Raw genomic sequence first — 18002 nt, forward strand, 5'->3', positions numbered from 1 at the left:
ACAGCGAAGCGAACAGGCCACCGGAAGCGCCGGCCTGATGCATCTCTTCGCAGACGATCGCGGCGTCGATACCGTCCCCGCCCGCACCACCGACCTGTTCGGGGTACTGGATGCCGAGCAGGCCGAGCTCACCGGCCTTCTTGTGCAGCTCCCGCGGTATTTCCCCGGCGCGCTCCCAGTTGTCCAGGTCGGGCAGGATCTCGCGCTCCACGAAACGTCGCACGGTAGCCCGTAGCTCGCGGCGTTCGGGGGTATTCCATTCACTGCTCACGGCAACAACTCCCTGGGAATGTCGAGATAGCGAGACCGCAGCCATTCGCCGAGGCCTTTGGCTTGCGGGTCGAAACGGGCCTGATATGCGACACCTCGGCCGAGTAGACCGGTGATCACGAAATTCACCGCCCGCAGATTGGGCAGCACATGCCTGGCGACGGGCAGCGGCGCGGTTTCCGGCAACAGTTCGCGCAACCGGTCGACGGTGAGGGTGTGCACCAGCCAGCGCCACTGCTGGTCGGTACGCACCCAGACACCGATATTGGCGTCGCCGCCCTTGTCGCCGCTGCGCGCCAGCGCGATCGTGCCCAGCGGAACGCGGCTGGTCGGCGCCGGTGTCTGCGGTTCGGGAAGTTCCGGTTCGGGGACCTCTTCCAGAGCTCTGGTTTCCGGATTCCCGCCGATGATGACCCGGCGACCGGACGGCAGCACGGCAGTATGCGGCACCGCTGCCGCATCGACATACCCCGGGCTGAACACGCCGTAGGGTGATCCGTTTCCCGGTGGCGTGGTGAAGCTGCAACCGGGGTAGGAGGCCAGCGCCAGCTCGACGGCGGTGCCGGAGAAGGCACGGCCTACCGTGTTGGGATCGGGGTCGCGGACCACGCAGCGCAGCAGCGCGCTGGCCTGCTCCTCGGTTTCGGCGTCCGGGCGGTCGAGCCGAGCCAGCGTCCATTCCAATTCGGCCGGCTTCTTCGGCAGCCACGACTCCAATTGTTGTTGCGCCAGCTCGGCTTTCGCCTCGATATCGAGACCGGTGAGAATGAATTCCATCTCGTTGCGGAAACCGCCGAGGGTGTTCAACGACACCTTCAACTGCGGCGGCGGAGCTTCACCGATGGCACCGTCGATCAGCACGCGGTCGGGTCCGTCTTGTGCCAGCCGGACGGTGTCGAGCCGGGTCGTGACATCGGGACCGGCGTAGCGGGCGCCCTGGATTTCGTACATCAGCTGAGCTGCCACCGTGTCGACGGTGACCGCGCCCCCGGTGCCCTCATGTTTGGTGATGACGCTGCTGCCGTCGGCCCTGATCTCGGCGATCGGGAAACCAGGCCTACCCAGATCGGGCAGTTCGGTGAAGAAGGCGAAGTTGCCACCAGTGGCCTGGGTGCCGCATTCGATCACATGCCCGGCCACCACGGCCCCGGCCAGCTGGTCGTAGTCGGCGCGGCCCCAGCCGAAATGGGCGGCGGCCGGCCCGACCACCACCGAGGCGTCGGTGACCCGTCCTGTCACCACCACGTCCGCGCCCGCTTCCAGGCATTCCACGATGCCCCACGCGCCCAGATAGGCGTTCGCGGCGAGTGGGGAGCCGAGTCCGAGGTCGGCGGCGCGTTCGGTGAGGTCGTCGCCTTCGACGTAGCCGATCCGCACGTCCAGTCCGAGGTTTTCTGCCAGCGTGCGCAGTGTCGCGGCCAGCCCGGCCGGGTTGAGGCCGCCCGCGTTGGCGACGATCTGCACATTGCGTTCCAGCGCGAGACCGAGACAGTCCTCGAGCTGGCGAACGAAAGTTTTCGCGTAGCCGAGGTCGGGGTTCTTCATCCGGTCCCGGCCCAGGATCAACATGGTCAGCTCGGCGAGATAGTCGCCGGTCAGCACATCGAGCTGCCCGCCTTCGAGCATCTCCCGCATCGCACCGAGGCGGTCGCCGTAGAACCCGGAACAGTTGCCGATCCGGATCACCCCGGGATCGGCCGCAAGCCTACTCATCAGCGGAGATGCCTCCTGTCGTAGCGGGCCGAACAACCCGGTTATGACGCCAGCGGTGCAGTACCACGTACATGGCCAGCATCACAGCCAGGCAGTAAAAAAGCAAGCGCGCGTGCTTGTTAATGATCTTCGTCCGGGGAGGCCGCCCCGAACCGCCGGGCCGAGACCAGGCAAAATGGGCCGAGTGTCCTCCGATGTCGCCGTAGTCCTTCTCTTCGCCCTGGCCGGATTCCTGCTCGGCGGGGTCTACACGACGTGGAAAACCGCCCGGCCCCTGTCCATCGCCCTGGCCGTCTGCGCGGTTCTCGCCGTAGTCGGGGCCGTCGCCTGGCTGATTTGACGTCCTCCCCGCCATGAAGGGCGGAGATTCCTCCTGCGGCGCTCGCGCGCCGCTGCGGTGGGTTCCTGTTTCGCTGGGGCGCGCCTCCCGCTAAGCGGCAGGACTTGCCATCCCTCCGCAGGCGTTCAACCTCTCGGCGCGTCCCGCCGCGAGAATATTGTTGGCCGCATTGAGATCGCGGTCATGGGTGACACCGCACGTGCACGTCCATTCCCGGACCTGCAACGGCTTCTTCTCGCCCACGGCTCCGCACACCGAGCACATGCGGGTCGAGGGGAGCCAGCGGTCCACCTTGCCGAAGGTGCGCCCGTACCGGTGGGCTTTGCCCTCGAGTATGCCGCGCCGGACCGATGAGTTTCCCGTAACCGTTCCGTCTGCAGTAGTGCGCGATGAATTCCCGGGCTTGTTTTTTTCACGACGACAGCAGAAAACGGAGGACTCGGTGCGCATACTGGCGATCACTCAGAACATCACCGTCGACGGCTCGATCGAAATGCTCGGCGACTGGTTCGACCCAGCCCAACAGGGAGACAGCTCCGACCTGCTGGAGGAGCTGCACCGCCAGGACAGCGCCGCCGACGCCTTCCTCACCGGGCGCCGCACCTTCGAGGATCTGCGCAGCTACTGGCCCGAGCAGACCGACGACCCCACCGGCATCACCGCCTACCTCAACCAGGTGCGCAAGTATGTGGTGTCCTCGACCATGACCGAACCGAAATGGCAGAACTCCACGATCCTGTCCGGCGACCCGGTCGACCAGGTCGCGGCCCTCAAACAGCAACCGGGCCAGGACATCGTCGTCACCGGCAGCATCACGCTCTGCCATGCGCTGATCACGGCGGGTCTGGTCGACCAATACCGGCTGTTCGTCTACCCGGTGGTCCAAGGCCGGGGACGCCGCCTCTTCCCCGACCGATACCAGCTGCCCCGGTTACGACTGCTGGATACGAAATCTTTCCGGTCGGGTATCGCCTACTCCTGCTACACCCCCGCCTGATGGGGTTTATCGGCCGAAACCCGGTCAGGGCGTGCTGTACGTCGGACGCCACGGTGCCGCGAGGGGTGCATCGTGACGTCCGGCGTGCGGCGGTGGGTGCAGCAGTCACGCGAACCACGCTGTTCTCGCTGCCGCGCCGTTGCGGTCAGCTGTGCCTGCGACGCCTTCAGTATGCTCCTGGGCTCCGACAAGTTTTGTTCAGGCCAGCCGCCACAGCGGTGACACCGGGCCGTGGCCTTTGCCCAGGTCGTAGGAGGCTTTCAAGCAGCGCTCGGTCCATTCCTTCGCGAACTCGAATGCATCGGGCACCGAGTAGCCGTGGGCGAGCGCGCAGGCCAGCGCCGCAGCCAGGGTGTCACCGCCGCCGTGGTCGTTGCCGGTGTAGATCCGCGGGGAGCTGAACTCCAGGAATCGTTCACCGTCGAACAGCAGATCCGTGCTCTGCTCGGAGGTGCGCAGATGCCCACCCTTGACCACCGTCCACTGCGGTCCCAGCGCGTGCAGCGCCTCGGCAGCCCGCCGCGCCGACGCCTTGTCGGTGACCTCGACCCCGGTGAGCAGCCGCACCTCGTCCAGGTTCGGCGTGACGATGGTGGCCAGCGGGAACAAGGTGTATCGCACCGCGTCCAGCGCTTCGGCATGTAGCAGCGGGTCACCGTGCATGGACGCCGCCACCGGGTCAACCACCAGCGGTATCTCGCCGTCGCGGCCGATACCGACCTCCCGGCACACCGCAGCGACCGCTTCGATGATGCCGGTGGAGGCCAGCATCCCGGTTTTCGCCGCCCCCACCCCGATATCCCCGACTACGGTCCGCACCTGGTCGGCGACGATCTGCGGCGGGACCTCGTGGAAACCGCTCACCCCCAGGGAGTTCTGTACGGTCACCGCCGCCACCGCTACCAGCGCATGCACCCCACACAGGGTCATGGTCCGCGAATCGGCTTGAATTCCGGCTCCGCCCCCCGAGTCCGTTCCGGCGATGGTGAGCGCCCGCACCGGAGTCTGCCCGGTAGGCGCCAGCGGCAACAATCTCACGCGGCAACCCTACGTGGACCGTGGGTGACATTTACGTGCCAGGTCAGCTCGCTCACGGCATAGTGCACGGGTCCTGCGATCGTGCGTCGTCGGCCGCAGGCAGCATCGTGCGATCAGCGCACGGTCTGATCGATCAGCCGCCGCGCGGCCCGATCGGTGCGCTGAGTGTCGCCAGTGATCAACTGGTCCTGCAAGATGCCGCGAAGTCCCGATATGAGCAGAGTGGCGACCACCTCCGGGTCGTCTACGGTATCGACGCCGCGTAGTCCTTCGGTGAGCGCGGCGACGAAGATGGCGATGGCGTCCTGGGCGTATTCGGTATAGGGGCCGTTGGGGGCGCAGGCGGCACCGAGGACCTGGAGCATCACCTTGACGCTGATCGCGCCGCTGCCAGTGGTGTTCGCACGCCAGAACTCCCACAGTCGGTCGCGTAGTGAGGCCGCGTCGGCTACCTCGGCGAAGACCGCCTCGATATCGGGCCGCTGGGTGGCCAGGGCTTGGACCAGCAGTTCTTCTTTGGTGTTGAAGTAGTAGATCAGCATCCGCGAGCTGGTACCCAGTTCGGCGGCCAGCGGGCGCAGCGATAGATCCGCCAGTCCGTGTTCGGCGATATAGCCGACGACGGCGTCGAGTAGTTCGGCGCGTTTGGCGTGGTCGAGTGGGCGAGCCATGGGTTGACTGTAGCGATCGGTACAGGTATCCATGTCCCCGTGACTGTAACAACCGCTTCAGAAACTCGGGGCGCTGCCGAACCGGTAGTGCTCACCGCCTACGCGGCCACCACCTCGCTCGCCGACGATATGGACGAGACCTGGGCCGAGTTGCTGCGCGGTAGTACCGGCATCGGCGCGCTCGACGACGATTTCATCGCTGAGTACGACCTCCCGGTGCGGATCGGCGGCAAACTGAAGACGCATCCCGCGGCGCAATTGACCCGCGTCGAACAGCGCAGGCATTCCTACGTCGAACAACTGGCCCTGGTACTGAGCAGGCGCCTCTGGCAGGAGGCCGGAACACCCGAAGTGGACCCGGAACGACTCGCCGTCTCCATCGGCACCGGGCTCGGCGGCGGCGACGCGTTGATCGACGCCGTGGACGCGATGCGCGCGGGCGGCTACCGCAAGGTGTCGCCCATGTCGGTGCCGATGGTCATGCCGAACGGTCCGGCCGCCGCGGTCAGTCTCGAAATCGGTGCTCGTGCCGGAGCTTTCGCTCCGGTCTCGGCATGCTCGTCCGGGACGGAGGCGGTAGCGCAGGCCTGGCGGCTGATTGCCACCGGGGAAGCCGATATGGTCGTCGCGGGCGGTGTGGAAGGACATATCCACGCCGTGCCGATCGCCAGTTTCGCCATGATGCGCGCCATGAGCACCCGCAACGACGACCCCGAACGCGCCTCCCGTCCGTTCGACCGCGACCGCGACGGTTTCGTATTCGGTGAGGCAGGCGCGCTGATGGTGCTCGAATCCGAGCGGCACGCCCGCGCCCGCGGCGCCCGCATCCACGCCCGGATGCTCGGCGCGGGCATCACCTCCGACGCCTACCACATCGTTGCCTCCGACCCCGCAGGCACCGGCGCGGCCCGCGCCATGCGCAAAGCGATCGCCGTCGCCGGCCTCGACCCCGCCGATATCCAGCACGTGAACGCCCACGCCACCTCGACATCCATCGGCGACGCCTCCGAAGCGACCGCGATCGCCGCGGTGACACCCGATGCCTCCGTCTACGCCCCCAAATCCGCCCTCGGCCACTCCATCGGAGCGGTCGGCGCCCTCGAAACCCTGCTGACCGCACTCACCCTCCGCGACCAGCAGGTACCGCCCACCCTCAACCTGGACAACCCCGACACCGACCTCGACATCGTGCACGGAACTGCCCGCACCCAGCGCATCGACTACGCCCTCACCAATTCGTTCGGCTTCGGCGGGCACAATGTCGCCCTGGCTCTGGGGCGTGCCTGACCCTCCCCGAGCAGCGTTATCTCAACGCACGCATTCTGTGCCTCGTGAGCTCGCCCGAGTTCGACGGCTAGGGCATGCCCGAGCAACGTCCCCCCAGTGATCTGAGCAGGACGCGGTCGGCGGATTTTCGTCGAAGTCTCAGCGCCGTTGCTTCAGGGAGACGAGCGCTTATGTTGCCGAGCGTTTGACCCATGGTTCGTCTCTCTTCTGGTTGCTGTACTGGATGCAACACAGGGACAGCACGTTCGGAGAGTCAGGAGTAATCATGCGAATCGCAGTCTTCGGAGCCACCGGTACCCTCGGCAGGCATATCGTCGAGCAGGCGCTGGAACGCGGCCATGAGGTCACCGCCCTCACCCGCGACGCCAACCGAATCGGCCGCACCCACGAGAACCTTCACGTCGTCGAAGGAGACGTCCTCGACCCGGCGGCAGTCGAGCGGGCCGTTCTCGGCCAGGACGCGGTATTGATCTCCCTCGGTAACGGGCGCAAGGGCGTGGTGCGTGCCGAGGGCACCCGCACGGTCATCGAGGCAATGAACCGCACCGGGGTGAAACGCTTGATCTGCCAGTCCACGCTCGGCGCGGGCGACAGCCGGTCCAATCTGAACTTCGTCTGGAAGTACGTCATGTTCGGCCTGCTGCTGCGCCCGGCCTACGCCGACCACCAGTTGCAGGAAAAGCACGTGCAGGCCAGCGACCTGGATTGGACGATCGTGCGGCCGAGCGCCTTCACCGACGGCCCGCGCACCGGCGCATACCGCCACGGTTTCCCCGCCAGCGAAACAGGGTTGTCGTTGAAGATCGCTCGAGCCGATATCGCCGAGTTCATGCTCGACCAGCTCACCGACCGCACTTACCTGCGCGAAACCCCGGGTATCTCCCAGTGAGTCGGCGCCGGATGTTCGCAGCGAAGAATGGCTGTCGGTGCGGACACCGATAGCGCCGTGCAGGGCGACCCCAGGCCGGGAACGGCTCGGGATAGGTACATCAGGACAGAGGGCATCCGATGGGCCGGCCTCCGTGGAAACCGGCCCATCGAAAGGCTTATCCGCGGGACTGCGGTCTACGACACGACCGGCAGATAGACAGCATTACCCGACTTGGCGAACTCCGCCGACTTCTCCGCCATCCCCGCTTCGATGGCGGCGGCATCGGTCAACTGGTGCCGTTCCGCGTACTCCCGCACATCCGCCGAGATCCGCATCGAGCAGAACTTCGGCCCGCACATGGAGCAGAAGTGCGCGGTTTTCGCCGGCTCCGCGGGCAGTGTTTCGTCGTGGAACTCTCGCGCGGTATCGGGATCGAGCGACAGCGCGAACTGATCACGCCACCGGAATTCGAAACGTGCCTTGGACAATTCGTCGTCCCGGCGCTGTGCATGCGGATGGCCCTTGGCGAGATCGGCGGAATGCGCGGCGATCTTGTAGGTGATCACGCCCGTTTTCACATCGTCCCGGTTCGGCAGGCCCAGATGCTCTTTGGGCGTGACGTAGCACAGCATTGCCGTCCCGGCCTGCGCGATGATCGCCGCGCCGATCGCCGAGGTGATGTGGTCGTAGGCGGGGGCGATATCGGTGGCGAGTGGGCCGAGGGTGTAGAACGGCGCTTCCTCGCACAGTTCCTCTTCGAGCCGCACGTTTTCCACGATCTTGTGCATCGGCACATGACCGGGGCCCTCGATCATCACCTGGACCCCATGCGATTTCGCGATCTTCGTCAACTCGCCGAGCGTGCGCAGCTCCGCGAACTGTGCCTCGTCGTTGGCGTCGGCGATCGAACCCGGCCGCAGACCGTCGCCGAGGGAGAACGTGACATCGTAGCGGGCCAGGATCTCGCACAGCTCCTCGAAATGGGTGTACAGGAATGATTCCTGATGATGTGCCAGACACCACGCCGCCATAATGGATCCGCCGCGCGACACGATCCCGGTGACCCGTTTCGCCGTCAACGGCACATACCGCAGCAGCACGCCCGCATGCACCGTCATATAGTCCACACCCTGCTCGCACTGCTCGATCACCGTGTCGCGGTAGATCTCCCAGGTGAGCTTGGTGGGGTCGCCGTTCACCTTCTCCAACGCCTGATAGATCGGCACCGTGCCCACCGGGACGGGGGAGTTGCGCAGAATCCATTCCCGCGTTTCGTGAATGTTCTTGCCGGTGGACAGGTCCATGATGGTGTCCGCGCCCCACCGCGTCGCCCACACCATCTTCTCCACCTCTTCGGCGATCGACGACGACACCGCCGAGTTACCGATATTGGCATTGATTTTCACCAGGAACTTCTTCCCGATGATCGTTGGCTCCAGCTCCGGATGCTTGTGGTTGGCCGGGATCACCGCCCGCCCCGCGGCCACCTCGTCGCGCACCAGCTCCGGCGCCACACCTTCGCGTGCGGCGATGAACCGCATCTCCGAGGTGATGATTCCCGCCCGCGCCCACGCCAACTGCGTCCGCGGCCCCGCCACCTCCGGCTTCGCCCATCCGTCCCGCAGCTTCGGTAACCCCGCTTCCAGGTCGATGGTCGCCGACTCGTCGGTGTACGGACCCGACGTGTCGTACACGTCGAAGTGGTCACCATTGGTCAGGTTGATCCGTCGCACCGGAATACGCAGGTCATCCACTTCGTGGTAGTGCTTGACGCTGCCTTCGATCGGACCCGTGGTCACGCTGTCGACAGGTGAGTTCATCGTGATCTTCCTCCCTACGCCGGCATTACCCGGTCAGGTTCATACGGTCGACAGCCCTGATCGCCCGAAAGGGCTAGCCGTCCTCTCAGCCCGCTGGTGCGAGCCCCCGTTGGCGTGTGAAATTCGTCCGCGATCGACCATACCCCGACTTCTCGGCGACTTGCCCGGAGATGGGAAGACCTACGTGCGCCGAATTCGGTGGCACCGGGCGAATCGGGCGTGGGCAGGCAAACTATACATATGTGTAGTAATGTGCCTGTGCGTGAAGGAAAGTGCATATTTGTGTAGGTGCGGGCTATGGTGATCACATCCGATCCCGAAGACCTCACAGCTCGAGCCCGGATCCGCGACGCCGCGCTACGGCAATTCGGCGAGCACGGCTTCGAACGGGCGACCATCCGGGGTATCGCCGACGCGGCGGGGGTGTCATCAGGGCTGGTGCGGCATCATTTCGGGGCCAAAGAAGCGTTGCGGGATGCTTGTGACGCCTATCTGGCCCGGGTGCTGCACGGGATCAACGATCAGGTACAGACCGGAGATGCCACGGGCGGAGCGAACCATGTGGCGACCGCGATCGCCGCGTTCGGCCCGTATCAGCGGTATCTGTCGCGGGCGTTGACCGAGGGCCGGGCGGTTGCCCTGTTCGACAAGCTGGTCGAGCTGGCCGAACAGTGGTTGGCAGAAGCGGATGCCGAACGTCCCGATCCGCCCGTGGTGTCGCGACGGGCCAGGGCGACCGTGTGTGCGGCCATGTCGCTTGCGGTCCCGATCCTTCATGACCATGTGTCACGAAACCTCGGTGTGGATGTGCTCGGCCCGGACGGAGCGGCGGTGCTGGCTCCGATCCTGCTGGATATCTACTCCCATCCCTATCTCACCCCGGACGAGGCCGCGTCGCTCCGGGCACAGTTGCAGGCCGCCGAGACCGGCTCTCGATAGCAGAAGGATGTGTCATGGCTGAACCGATTTCGGTGACCGGCTTGGTTAAACGTTTCGGCCGGACCGTGGCCGTGGACGGGCTCGATCTCACTGTCGAGGCGGGCGAAGTACATGGTTTCCTAGGCCCGAACGGGGCAGGAAAGAGCACCACGATCCGGATCCTGCTGGGGCTGCTCGAGGCCGACGCCGGCAGCGTGCAGTTGCTTGGCGGGGATCCGTGGCGGGACGCGACCACCCTGCACGAACGCCTGGCGTATGTACCCGGCGACGTCGTGCTTTGGCCGGGGCTGTCCGGCGGGGAGATCATCGATCTGCTGCTGCAAGTGCACGGGCGCGCCGACCATGCCAAGCGAGACGAGATGATCGAACGTTTCGATCTGGATCCACGCACCAGAGCCCGCGCCTACTCGAAAGGCAACCGGCAGAAGGTGGCGCTGATCGCCGCCTTCGCCTCCGATGCCGATCTGCTGATACTGGATGAGCCCACTTCGGGCTTGGACCCCCTGATGGAAGCGGTGTTCCGCGATGTCGTCCGCGAACAGTGCCGTGACGGACGCACTGTGCTGTTGTCCAGCCATGTGCTGTCCGAGGTCGACGCCCTCTGCGACCGCGTGACGATCATTCGGGACGGACGCACCGTGGACACTGGGCGTCTGGCCGAACTGCGGCGCCTGAGCACTACCGCCGTCCAGGCTCAAATATCCGGGCCCCCGGATGGTTTTGCCGAACTGCCCGGTGTGCACAGCGTCCGCTACGAGGCAGACGCCTTGTCTTTCGACGTCGACAACGATGCGCTGGGTACGGTGCTGCGGCATCTCGACCTGCTCGGCGTGCGTAGCCTCACCAGTAGGCCGCCGACGTTGGAGGAGCTGTTCCTGCGGTACTACGACCGGAAGGCGACGTCCACCGTCGAGGTCGGCCGATGAACGCGATCAAGGGAACCCGTCCGCTGCTGCGGCTGGCACTGCGCCGTGAGCGCACCATCGCGCCGTGGTGGGTTCTGCTGCTCGCAGCGATGTCGCTGATCATGGTCGGCTACATCGAACGCGCGATGGGCACGCCGGAACTGATGGCCGAATACACCTCGATGATCAACCGCAACAGCTTCTTCCGCGCGCTCGGTGGCGCGTTCACCGTGCCCGATCTGGGATATATGGCCGCCTGGCGGAGCGGGGGGTTCCTGTATCTGTTGAACGGCCTGGCCGCCATGCTGACCGTCATCCGATATACCCGTGCCGACGAAGAAACCGGCCGCACCGAATTACTTCGTGCTGGTGTGGTCAGTCGCTACGCCGGGTTGACCACAGCCGTGCTGGTGGCCGGCGGGGTCGCGCTCGCCGGGGGTGTGCTGCCTGCGCTGGCGCTGATCGCGAAGGGCCTTGACCCGGCCGGGTCCCTCGCCTACGGGCTCGCCATCGTCTCGGCCGGATGGGTGTTCGGCGCGTTCGCCGCGGTAGGTGTCCAGTTGGCCCGCAGCGCACGCACGGCCCGGAACATCAGTCTGTCCGTGCTCGGAATCGCTTATGTTCTCCGGTACGCCGGGGACGCGTCCGGACAGTACTGGCTCAAGTACCTGTCGCCGCTCGGCTGGAGCCATCTGATGCTGCCGTACTTGGACAACCGCTGGTGGATGCTCACGGTGCCGGCCGTGGTCACGGCCATCCTGCTCGCCGTGGCATATCGGCTCCTGAGCCACCGTGACCTCGGTGAGGGGTTCATTCCGGAGCGGCTCGGCCCCTCGACTGCACCGGGTCTGCACGGCCCGATCGGGTTGTCCTGGCGGCTGCACCGTGGCCTGCTGGTCTCCTGGGCGGCGGCGATGGCCTGCTTCGCTGTCGCCGCGAGTGGCGCCATGACTCTGGTGGATCAACTGGAGGACACGCCGACGGAGCTGGCGACGAAACTGGTGGAAGGATTCGGCGGCAGCCCTGAAGCGACCTATATCGACAACGGTGTGTGGGCGCTCATCTTGATCGCCGCCTACGTTCTTGCGCTCTACCCGGTGTTGATGATCCAGCGGCTGCGCGCGGACGAGGCCAGCGGCCGCGTTGAGGTACTGCACGCTACGCCGATGACCCGGTTACGTTGGGCGGCGGGGCATCTGCTCGTCACCGCGCTCGGCACCGCCGCGCTGTTCGCGATCACCGGCCTGGTGTTCGGTGTGGGCTTCGCACTCGCCCACGGCGGACCCTCCGATATCCCCCGTCTTTTCGCAGGCGCACTGGGTACCATCCCCGCCGCCTGGCTCGTCGGGGCCGTCGCGATGCTCGGCTACGGTCTGCTGCCTCGTGCGGCTGTCGCCGCGTCGTGGATCGTCTGGATCGGGACAATCGTCCTCGGACGGATAGCGGGCCCGCTGTACGGGCGTTGGGGCGGAACACCGGTCGAACCGTTCCACTTCATCCCCAACACCGTCGCCGGAGACCCTTTCGATCCTGTCCCGGCCGTCACGATGCTCGTACTGTCCGCGATCTGCGTCGGAGGCGGACTATTCGCCCTCCGGCGCCGTGATATGGGATAGCGCGGTCGGGAGATACCCGGTTCTCCTTCGGGTGCAGCTCTCGGGTCAGAGCCAGGTGTCCAGCGTGGTGGTGGTGAGGAAGTGGTCGAGGTCGGCGCGCCAGGGGGCTGGGGTGGTTTTTTCCGGCTCGATGGCGGTGTATTGGCCGCGGTAGAACAACAGCGGCCGACCGGAGGTGGTCGATTCCGACAGGGCAAGTACTCGGCCGATCACGATGTAGTGGTCGCCGCCGTCGACGACGCGGTCCACCGTGCACTGGATGGTGGCCAGGGCGTTGTCCAGGAGCGGGAGGTTCAGGTCCGAGGTGTGCCAGTCGACGCCGGCGAACTTGTCGGGTTCGCGGGAGCCGAAGCGGGCGCAGACGGGTTGCTGTTCCTCGGCGAGGACGTTGACGGCGAAACGGCCGTTGCGTTCGATTGCGGCCCAGGAACGAGAACCCTTGGTAGGGCAGAAGAGGACCAGCGGCGGGTCAAGGGACAGGGCGGCGAACGATTGGCAGGCGAAGCCGATGGGGGCCTGTTCGTCGTCGAAGGTGGTGATGACGGTGATGCCGGTGCAGAACTGGCCCAGCACGTTGCGGAACTGCCGCCCATCGATCTCGGGGTAGTCCACCTGCTCCACCTGTTCGGTCTGCTGCGGATCCGCCGGTTCGGCTGCTGCCGTCACGTTCATCCCCGTCCTCGGTTGTTTTCGCCCTGTCTCGGCCGGTGGCGGCCGGTTCCGCGACCGCCACCGTTGTCACTACTGTCGTTACTTCATGCCGACGCTGAAGTCGTGGCCCCACAGACTCACCGCGGTAGATTCCCGCGCGATCCAGCTATGGTCGTCGACTTCCAAACCCTCACAGCCGAATTCGACATCGAACCCGCCGGGTGTCTTCATGTAGAACGACAGCATTTTGTCGTTGACATGCCTGCCCAGGGTGGCCGACATCTTGACCTTCTTGCGCTGCGCCCGGTCCAGGCACAGGCCCACATCGTCGGCGTTTTCCACCTCGATCATCAGGTGCACGATGCCGCTGGGGGTAGGCATCGGCAGGAACGCCAGCGAATGATGCCGTGGGTTGCAGCCGAAGAAACGCAGCCAGGCGGGTTCGCCGTCGGCGGGGCGGCCCACCATCTGCGGCGGCATCCGCATCGAGTCGCGCAGCCGGAAGCCGAGCACGTCGCGGTAGAACTCGAGCGCCGCCTGGTCGTCGGAGGTGCTGAGCACGACATGGCCGAGACCCTGTTCCTCGGTGACGAAGCGGTGCCCGTACGGGCTGACCACCCGGCGATGCTGCAACGCGACACCGTGGAACGCCTCGAGCACATTGCCGGAGGGGTCTTCGAAACGGATGAGTTCGTAGACGCTGCGGTCGGCTTTCTCCTCGGCGGAGCCCTCCTTGTAGGACACGCCTGCTTTGTCCAGCCGGTCCCTGATGTCCTGCAGCTCTTCGGCATTGGCGGTTTCCCACCCGGAAACCAGCAGCCGGTCCTTGTCGCCGGGCACGATGACCAGTCGCGCCGGGAATTCGTCCATGCGCAGGTAGAGGGAGTCCGGGTCACTGCCCTTGCCCTCGACCATGCCGAGCACTTTGAGGCCGTATTCGCGCCAGGCCGCCATATCGGTGGCCTCGATACGCAGATAGCCGAGCGATCGAATGCCCATGATCTATTTCTCCTGTTTACCGACGCCGGACAGGAAGTCCGTTGCCAGTCGGTTGAATTCGGCGAATTTCTCCAGCTGCGCCCAGTGCCCGCAGCCACCGAAGACGTGCAGTTGCGCGCGCGGGATGGTTTTGATGGCGACCAGCGCGCCGTCGAGCGGGTTGACCCGGTCTTCGCGGCCCCAGATCAACAGCACCGGCTGACGCAGTTTGTATGCCTCGCGCCAGAGCATGCCTTTTTCGAAATCACCGCTGGCGAACGATTTGCCCATGGCGCGGGTCGCGGCGAGCGATTCGGGGGTGTTGGCGGAGGCGAAGCGTTCCTCGAGGAGTTCTTCGGTGACGAGTTTCTGGTCGAACACCATGATCCGCAGGAAGGCTTCGAGGTTGTCCCGTGTCGGTTCCATATTGAACTTCGACAGCAGTTTGACGCCCTCGGTGGGGTCCGGCGCGAACAGGTTCGTGCTCAAACCGCCCGGCCCCATCAGCACCAGCTTGCCCGCGCGGTCGGGGTAGTCCAACGCGAACCGCACTGCCGCGCCGCCGCCGAGGGAATTCCCGAGCAGATGCACCCGTTCGGTGATGTTCAGGGTGTCGAGCAGGTCTTTGAGTGCCGAGGAGCTGTGCACGAAATACTGCGGGTGCTCGGTCGGCTTGTCCGACTGGCCGAAACCGGGCTGGTCGACGGCGAGCACATGGAAATCGCGCGCCAGCACCGGGATGTTGCGGGAGAAATTCGACCAGGACGAAGCACCGGGTCCGCCGCCGTGCAGCAGCACGATCGTCGGGCCGTTACCGACACCGGCCTCGTGGTAGTGCAGTTTCAGGTCCGGGCGGACCTGCGCGAACCGGGATGTCGATTCGTAGGTGATCTCTGAAGTGGCAGTCACTGTCGCATCACACCATCGTGTCGTTGACGGGCAGGCCGAATTCGCCGGTGCCGAACATCTGGTAGGCGCGTTCGGGGTCGTTGGCGGCGTGCACGCGGCCTGCGTGCGCGTCGCGCCAGAACCGCTGCAGTGGAGTGCCGTTGGCGAGCGCGGTCGCGCCAGAGCTCTCGAACAGTTTATCGATCGAGGCGATGGAACGGCCGGTGGCGCGCACCTGGTCGCGGCGGGCGCGCAGCCGCAGCTCGAATGGGATCTCCTCACCGGCCAACAGGAGTGCGTATTCGTCGGCCACATTGCCCGACAGCTGTCGCCAGGCGGCGTCGATATCGCTGGACGCCTCGGCGACCCGGACCTTCGAGAATGGGTCTTCCTTGGCTTTTTCCCCGGCGTAGGCGGCGCGCACCCGCTTGCCCTGGTGTTCGACGTGCGCGGCGTATGCGCCGTAGGCCATGCCGACGATCGGGGCGGAGATGGTGGTGGGGTGGATTGTGCCCCAGGGCATTTTGTACACCGGGTCCGGGTTCTGCTCCAGGCCGGGCGATTTCAGCTCATTCATCGTCTTGAAGCTGAGGAACCGGTGGCGGGGCACGAAAACGTCCTCCACCACAACGGTGTTGGAGCCGGTGCCGCGCAGACCGACGACGTTCCACACGTCGTCGATTCGGTAGTCTGAGCGCGGGATCAGGAAGCTGCCGAAGTCGACCGGCCTGCCGTCCTTGATCACCGGCCCGCCGACGACCACCCAGCTGGCGTGATCGCAGCCGGACGACCAGGCCCACGAGCCCTTGACGGTGTACCCGCCGTCTACGACAGTGCCCGCACCCATGGGGGCGTAGGAGGAGGAGATGCGGACGTCGGTGTCCTCGCCCCATACGTCTTCCTGGGCCTGCTGGTCGAACAACGCCAGGTGCCAGTTGTGCACGCCGATGATGCCCGCGACCCAGCCGGTGGAACCGCATGCGCTGGCGATCTTGCGGACGGTGTCGTAGAAGACGACCGGATCGGCGGCGTGGCCGCCCCACTGCTTGGGTTGCAGTAGCCGGAAGAAGCCCGTCTCCTGCAACGCCTTCATCGATTCGTCGGGGATGCGCCGCAGGTCCTCGGCCTCCTGCGCGCGCTCGCGCAGCGTCGGCAACAGCGCTTCGATCCGCTCGGTCACTTCTTGCGTCATCTTGGGGACCCGCTCCTGCCTGGTCGTTGGTAACCGGTAGTCATTTGCTTCTGAGATTAGAACAGGTTCTTGTTTATGTCGAGAACCGAAGCCGGCTCGCCGCAATAGGTAGCCCACGCTGGAAGTGGGCCGAATCGCTGGCGTGAAGCGCCGCCATTTTGTAACGTGTTCTAGTACATAAGGAGGAGGAATCGCGATGGCAGTAACCCCCAAGGGGAGCGGTGCGAAGGTCCGGGAGCTCGATGTCGGCACCACCCCCACCCGCTACGCGCGGGGATGGCATTGCCTGGGTTTGGCCAAGTCTTTCCGAGACGGCAAGCCGCACTCGGTGCATGCTTTCGGCACCAAGCTCGTCGTCTGGGCCGACAGCAACGACGACCTGCATGTACTCGACGCATACTGCCGGCATATGGGCGGTGACCTGAGCATGGGCGAGGTCAAGGGCGACGATATCGCCTGCCCGTTCCACGACTGGCGCTGGGGCGCCAACGGTAAATGCACCTCGATTCCGTACGCGCGCCGGGTGCCGCCACTGGCCAGGACCAGGAAATGGACCACGCTGGAACGTAACGGGCAGCTGTTCGTCTGGCACGACCACGAGCGCAACGAACCGCCCGAAGAGGTCACCATCCCCTATATCGAGGGTCCCTACACCGACGCCGACGGCACGTCCACCGAGGAACTCGACAGCGGCTGGACGGACTGGACCTGGAACTCGTTGCTGATCGAAGGCGCCAACTGCCGCGAGATCATCGACAACGTGGTGGACATGGCCCACTTCTTCTACATCCACTACGCCTTCCCGACCTATTTCAAGAACGTGTTCGAAGGCCATGTGGCGACCCAGTTCCTGGAAACCAAGGGCCGCCCTGATGTCGGTGTGGCGGCCAAGTACGGCGGGGACAATCTGCTGAAATCGGAAGCGTCCTATTTCGGCCCCTCGTACATGATCAACCCGTTGGTCAATATCTACGGCGGGTACGAGATCAAGGTGGTGCTGATCAACTGCCACTACCCCGTCACCCAGGACTCGTTCATGCTGCAGTGGGGCCTGACCGTCGAGAAGCCCAAGGGTATCGACGACAAGACCGCCGAGAAACTCGCCAAGAGCATGACTCAATTCTTCGGCGACGGGTTCCTGCAGGACGTGGAGATCTGGAAGCACAAGTCCAAGGTCGAAAACCCGCTGCTGTGCGAGGAGGACGGCCCGGTCTACCAGCTGCGCCGCTGGTACGAGCAGTTCTACGTCGACGTCGCCGATGTCACCGAGAAGATGACGCAGCGCTTCGAGTTCGAGGTCGACACCACCAAGGCCAACGAAGCCTGGGAGGCCGAGGTCGAGGAGAACCTGCGGCGTAAACGGGAGGCTGAGCAAGCCGAGGAAGCCGGGGCCCAGCAGGCGGAGGCGGGTGTCTGATGCCCACATGGGCGAAAGCACCCGACTTCGCCGACCAGCCGGCTCGGCGAGCGCAGGTGCAGGCCCAGACGGTGGTCGACCGGCAACGGTATCTGGAAGAGGGACTGACACCGCTGCGGTGTCAGTCCTGCCAGGCCGAGGTGCTGGTGCGCAAGAGCAGCGCGCGGCAGACCTCGGTGCAGTGGACCGAGAACCCCGCCGCCCGCTGCCCGGTGTTCGCCGAACTCGGTGCCAAAGGCAACGGGCCGGGTAAGCCCGATACCTGCGAGAACCTGCAGCGGACCATCAAATGGGCCGTAGACGAAGGTGTCGTTCCGGTCCCTGAGTAGCGGCGTTCCGCACCGGTCACCCGACGGCCGGTCTGTTCGTCCGGTACGGGACCGCCTGTGCTCGGCAGGCACGAACCGGG

The 18002-nt window shown here is 65.5% G+C and carries 19 protein-coding genes and 1 riboswitch; of the genes, 9 read left to right on the top strand and 10 right to left on the bottom strand.

Going from position 1 to position 18002, the window contains the following annotated elements; all coding sequences use genetic code 11:
• Positions 1 to 271 (bottom strand): acyl-CoA dehydrogenase family protein (locus B0T44_RS20060; protein WP_254893700.1); only part of this gene is annotated, 271 nt, incomplete at its 3' end.
• Positions 268 to 1983 (bottom strand): acyclic terpene utilization AtuA family protein, encoded by a 1716-nt coding sequence (locus tag B0T44_RS20065; RefSeq protein ID WP_077115587.1) that lies wholly within the window; start codon positions 1981 to 1983, stop codon positions 268 to 270. The genes B0T44_RS20060 and B0T44_RS20065, both read right to left, overlap by 4 nt.
• Before the next feature lie 175 nt (positions 1984 to 2158).
• Between B0T44_RS20065 and B0T44_RS27275 the strand changes: the two genes are divergently transcribed.
• Positions 2159 to 2323: a CG2302 family histidine operon protein gene (locus B0T44_RS27275; RefSeq protein ID WP_497006527.1), complete on the top strand. Its 165-nt coding sequence runs from the start codon at positions 2159 to 2161 to the stop codon at positions 2321 to 2323.
• 90 nt (positions 2324 to 2413) lie between these two features.
• Here the strand turns inward: B0T44_RS27275 and B0T44_RS20070 are convergent, their stop codons facing one another.
• Positions 2414 to 2773: a zinc ribbon domain-containing protein gene (locus tag B0T44_RS20070; RefSeq protein ID WP_254854159.1), complete on the bottom strand. Its 360-nt coding sequence runs from the start codon at positions 2771 to 2773 to the stop codon at positions 2414 to 2416.
• Between B0T44_RS20070 and B0T44_RS20075 the strand changes: the two genes are divergently transcribed.
• On the top strand, positions 2766 to 3320 hold the full coding sequence (locus tag B0T44_RS20075) for a dihydrofolate reductase family protein (protein ID WP_077115706.1): 555 nt from the start codon (positions 2766 to 2768) through the stop codon (positions 3318 to 3320). The genes B0T44_RS20070 and B0T44_RS20075 overlap by 8 nt on opposite strands.
• Before the next feature lie 198 nt (positions 3321 to 3518).
• Here B0T44_RS20075 and thiD read toward each other — a convergent pair whose 3' ends face one another.
• The gene (gene thiD, locus B0T44_RS20080) at positions 3519 to 4358 is read right to left on the bottom strand and encodes a bifunctional hydroxymethylpyrimidine kinase/phosphomethylpyrimidine kinase (protein WP_077115588.1); all 840 of its coding nucleotides are present in this window, start codon (positions 4356 to 4358) and stop codon (positions 3519 to 3521) included.
• A gap of 113 nt (positions 4359 to 4471) precedes the next feature.
• On the bottom strand, positions 4472 to 5029 hold the full coding sequence (locus B0T44_RS20085) for a TetR/AcrR family transcriptional regulator (protein ID WP_077115589.1): 558 nt from the start codon (positions 5027 to 5029) through the stop codon (positions 4472 to 4474).
• 39 nt (positions 5030 to 5068) lie between these two features.
• Between B0T44_RS20085 and B0T44_RS20090 the strand changes: the two genes are divergently transcribed.
• Both B0T44_RS20090 and B0T44_RS20095 read left to right on the top strand, forming a co-directional pair.
• A complete protein-coding gene (locus B0T44_RS20090; RefSeq protein ID WP_077115590.1) occupies positions 5069 to 6316 on the top strand; it encodes a KasA/KasB family beta-ketoacyl-ACP synthase in 1248 nt (415 codons plus the stop codon).
• Positions 6317 to 6581: 265 nt separating this feature from the next.
• Entirely contained in the window at positions 6582 to 7205 is a 624-nt protein-coding gene (locus B0T44_RS20095; RefSeq protein ID WP_077115591.1) for an NAD(P)-dependent oxidoreductase, read from the top strand.
• 176 nt (positions 7206 to 7381) lie between these two features.
• Here B0T44_RS20095 and thiC read toward each other — a convergent pair whose 3' ends face one another.
• Positions 7382 to 9007 carry a phosphomethylpyrimidine synthase ThiC gene (gene thiC / locus B0T44_RS20100; RefSeq protein WP_077115707.1) on the bottom strand — a complete coding sequence of 542 codons (1626 nt, stop codon included), beginning with the start codon at positions 9005 to 9007 and terminating at the stop codon, positions 7382 to 7384.
• Positions 9002 to 9127, bottom strand: a riboswitch (TPP riboswitch). It overlaps the preceding gene by 6 nt.
• Positions 9128 to 9307: 180 nt before the next feature.
• Between thiC and B0T44_RS20105 the strand changes: the two genes are divergently transcribed.
• Genes B0T44_RS20105 through B0T44_RS20115 form a run of 3 tightly spaced genes read left to right on the top strand, consistent with a single transcriptional unit; the run spans position 9308 to position 12467 of the window.
• A complete protein-coding gene (locus B0T44_RS20105; RefSeq protein WP_077115708.1) occupies positions 9308 to 9946 on the top strand; it encodes a TetR/AcrR family transcriptional regulator in 639 nt (212 codons plus the stop codon).
• Positions 9947 to 9960: 14 nt separating this feature from the next.
• Entirely contained in the window at positions 9961 to 10872 is a 912-nt protein-coding gene (locus B0T44_RS20110; RefSeq protein ID WP_077115592.1) for an ABC transporter ATP-binding protein, read from the top strand.
• Positions 10869 to 12467 carry an ABC transporter permease gene (locus B0T44_RS20115; RefSeq protein ID WP_077115593.1) on the top strand — a complete coding sequence of 533 codons (1599 nt, stop codon included), beginning with the start codon at positions 10869 to 10871 and terminating at the stop codon, positions 12465 to 12467. The genes B0T44_RS20110 and B0T44_RS20115 overlap by 4 nt, the downstream gene beginning before the upstream one ends.
• A 45-nt stretch (positions 12468 to 12512) precedes the next feature.
• Here B0T44_RS20115 and hsaB read toward each other — a convergent pair whose 3' ends face one another.
• From hsaB to hsaA, 4 genes are all read right to left on the bottom strand, one after another.
• Complete coding sequence (gene hsaB / locus B0T44_RS20120; protein WP_081512394.1) at positions 12513 to 13139, bottom strand: 3-hydroxy-9,10-secoandrosta-1,3,5(10)-triene-9,17-dione monooxygenase reductase subunit; 627 nt, start codon at positions 13137 to 13139, stop codon at positions 12513 to 12515.
• A 78-nt stretch (positions 13140 to 13217) separates the two neighbouring features.
• Positions 13218 to 14117 carry an iron-dependent extradiol dioxygenase HsaC gene (gene hsaC, locus B0T44_RS20125; protein WP_077115594.1) on the bottom strand — a complete coding sequence of 300 codons (900 nt, stop codon included), beginning with the start codon at positions 14115 to 14117 and terminating at the stop codon, positions 13218 to 13220.
• Positions 14118 to 14120: 3 nt separating this feature from the next.
• Positions 14121 to 15005, bottom strand: coding sequence for a 4,5:9,10-diseco-3-hydroxy-5,9,17-trioxoandrosta-1(10),2-diene-4-oate hydrolase (gene hsaD, locus B0T44_RS20130; RefSeq protein WP_077115595.1), 885 nt, complete (start codon positions 15003 to 15005; stop codon positions 14121 to 14123).
• A gap of 7 nt (positions 15006 to 15012) precedes the next feature.
• The gene (gene hsaA / locus B0T44_RS20135; protein WP_077115596.1) at positions 15013 to 16176 is read right to left on the bottom strand and encodes a 3-hydroxy-9,10-secoandrosta-1,3,5(10)-triene-9,17-dione monooxygenase oxygenase subunit; all 1164 of its coding nucleotides are present in this window, start codon (positions 16174 to 16176) and stop codon (positions 15013 to 15015) included.
• A 196-nt stretch (positions 16177 to 16372) separates the two neighbouring features.
• Here hsaA and B0T44_RS20140 point away from each other — a divergent pair, with 196 nt between their 5' ends.
• Both B0T44_RS20140 and B0T44_RS20145 read left to right on the top strand, forming a co-directional pair.
• On the top strand, positions 16373 to 17593 hold the full coding sequence (locus tag B0T44_RS20140; protein ID WP_077115597.1) for a 3-ketosteroid-9-alpha-monooxygenase, oxygenase component: 1221 nt from the start codon (positions 16373 to 16375) through the stop codon (positions 17591 to 17593).
• Positions 17593 to 17922 (top strand): hypothetical protein, encoded by a 330-nt coding sequence (locus B0T44_RS20145; RefSeq protein ID WP_077115598.1) that lies wholly within the window; start codon positions 17593 to 17595, stop codon positions 17920 to 17922. Before B0T44_RS20140 ends, B0T44_RS20145 begins: the two co-directional genes overlap by 1 nt.
• Positions 17923 to 18002: the final 80 nt, after the last annotated feature.

It is taken from the genome of Nocardia donostiensis (assembly GCF_002081715.1).
Classification (GTDB): Bacteria; Actinomycetota; Actinomycetes; order Mycobacteriales; family Mycobacteriaceae; genus Nocardia; species Nocardia donostiensis.